Genomic DNA, 2,507 nt, shown 5'->3' on the forward strand with positions numbered 1-2,507 from the left:
TGGCACCCCGGGCGCACCGCGCTGGTCACCGGCGGCACCGGGGCGCTCGGCGGGCACGTCGCCCGGTGGCTGGTCCGCGGCGGGGTGGAGCACCTCGTGCTGGCCGGCCGGCGCGGCGAGGCCGCACCGGGGGCCGCGGAGCTGCGCGAGGAGCTGTCGGCGGCCGGCGCCGAGGTGGAGATCGCCGCCTGCGACGTCAGTGACCGCGAGGCCCTCGCCGCCCTGCTGGCCGACCTGCGCGGCCGGGGACTGCGGGTGGACACCGTGGTCCACGCGGCGGGCGCCGAGGTCGGCGGGCCGCTCGACCGGATGACCCGCGCGTCCATCGCCGAGGCGGTCGCCGCCAAGGTCGGCGGCGCCCTCGCGCTGGACGAACTGCTGCGCGCCGACGAAGCCGGGACCTTCGTGCTCTTCACCTCGGGTGCCGGGGTGTGGGGCGGAGCCGGCCAGGGCGCCTACGCGGCGGCCAACGCCTGCCTCGACGCCCTCGCCGCCCGGCGCCGGGGCGAGGGCCGGGCCGCCACCGCCGTCGCCTGGGGCCGCTGGGCGGGCGGCGGGATGTCGGACGGCGAGGCCGTCTCGGCGGCGCTCGACCGGATCGGGGTGACGGCGATGGACCCGGAGCTCGCCCTCGAAGCGCTGCGCCAGGCCGTGGAGGAGGACCTGGAGCGGGTGACCGTCGCCGACCTCGACTGGCCGCGCTTCGCCGTCGGCTACACCGCCGCCCGCCCGCGCCCCCTGATCGCGGAGCTGGTCGCGGCCGAGGCCCCGGCGCCGGCCGAGCCGGAGCCGGGCGGCGGCGCCCGGGCGCCCGAGCTGCTGCGCGAGCGCCTCACCGGGCTGTCCGCCGACGACCGGCACGCCGAGTTCGTCACCCTGGTGTGCGCCGAGGTCGCCGCCCAGCTGGGCCACGCCGATCCGGCCGAGATCGAGCCCGAACGGCCGTTCCGCGACCTCGGGTTCGACTCGCTGGCCGCCGTCGGTCTGCGCAACCGGCTGGTCGCGGCCACCGGGCTTGAGCTGCCGACCACGCTGGTCTTCGACCACCCGACGGCGCAGGCGCTGGCCGCCCACCTCGGCGCCGAACTGTTCGACGACACCACCCGGAACGTCTCGGCGCTCGACGAGCTGGACCGGCTGGAGGCCGGCCTGGCGGCGCTGTCCGGCGCCGCGGACCGTGACCGCGTCGCCGACCGGCTGACCGAGCTGGCGGACCGGCTGCGCGGCGGGCCGCGCCCGTCGGCCGACGCCGGGCGCGATCTGCGCACCGCCACCGACGACGAGATGTTCGACATCCTCGGGGAGGAGTTCGGGATCTCCTGAGCAGCCGTTCACACCGGATTTCTCGAACCGAACAGGGGTGCACACATGTCGACCGAGGCCACCGCGCCCGGCGCGCCGAACCCGTACAACGGGTCCGGGTCGAACGAGGAGAAGCTCCGCCACTTCCTGCGGATGACCGCCACGGACCTGCGCGAGACCAAACAGCGGCTGCGGGAGGCCGAACAGGCCGGCCGGGAGCCGATCGCGATCGTCGCGACCGGCTGCCGGCTGCCCGGCGGGGTCCGCTCCGCCGAGGACCTGTGGCACCTGGTGACGGAGGGCACCGACGCGATCGGCGCCTTCCCGGCCGACCGGGGCTGGGCGACCGGGCCCGAGGGGGACGACGCCGCCGGCTCCGCCACCCGGCAGGGCGGATTCGTCTACGAGGCCGCCGAGTTCGACGCGGACTTCTTCGGCATCTCGCCCTTCGAGGCGCTGGCGATGGACCCGCAGCAGCGCCTGCTGCTGGAGACCGCCTGGGAGACCGTGGAGCGCGCCGGCATCGACCCGCTCTCGCTGCGGCGCAGCCGGACCGGCGTCTTCGTCGGCGCCTCCGCGCTCGGCTACGGCGGTGGCCGGCCGGACGCCGCCCCGGCGGTGGCGGGCCACCGGGTGACCGGCGGCTCGATGTCCGTGGTCTCCGGCCGGGTCTCCTACGTGCTCGGCCTGGAGGGCCCGGCGGTGACCCTGGACACCGCCTGCTCCTCGTCCCTGGTCGCCCTGCACACGGCGGCGCAGGCGCTGCGGGCGGGGGACTGCGACCTGGCGCTGGCCGGCGGCGTGACCGTGATGGCCCGGCCGACCGCCTTCGTGGAGTTCTCCCGGCAGAACGGTCTGGCGGCGGACGGGCGGTGCAAGCCGTTCGCGGCGGCGGCGGACGGGACCGGCTGGGGCGAGGGCGTGGGCCTGCTGCTGCTGGAACGGCTGTCGGACGCGGTGCGCAACGGGCATCCCGTGCTCGCGGTGGTGCGCGGCTCGGCGGTGAACCAGGACGGCGCGTCCAACGGCCTGTCCGCGCCGAACGGCCCGTCGCAGGAGCGGGTGATCCGCCAGGCCCTGGTGAACGCGGGGCTCTCCACGGACGAGGTGGACGTGGTGGAGGCGCACGGCACGGGGACGACGCTGGGTGACCCGATCGAGGCGCAGGCGCTGCTGGCGACGTACGGGCGTGAGCGGGCCGGTGA

General features: G+C 77.1%; 2 protein-coding genes. Both read left to right on the forward strand.

Going from position 1 to position 2,507, the window contains the following annotated elements:
• Positions 1-1,323, forward strand: a 1,323-nt coding sequence (locus ABT238_RS38680; RefSeq protein WP_350807387.1) for a beta-ketoacyl reductase, incomplete at its 5' end; no start/stop codon positions are given.
• Positions 1,324-1,368: 45 nt separating this feature from the next.
• On the forward strand, positions 1,369-2,507 hold a 1,139-nt coding region (locus ABT238_RS38685; protein ID WP_350807390.1), incomplete at its 3' end, for a beta-ketoacyl synthase N-terminal-like domain-containing protein.

Source organism: Kitasatospora sp. NPDC001527 (assembly GCF_040298605.1).
In the GTDB taxonomy this organism is placed as follows: Bacteria; Actinomycetota; Actinomycetes; order Streptomycetales; family Streptomycetaceae; genus Kitasatospora.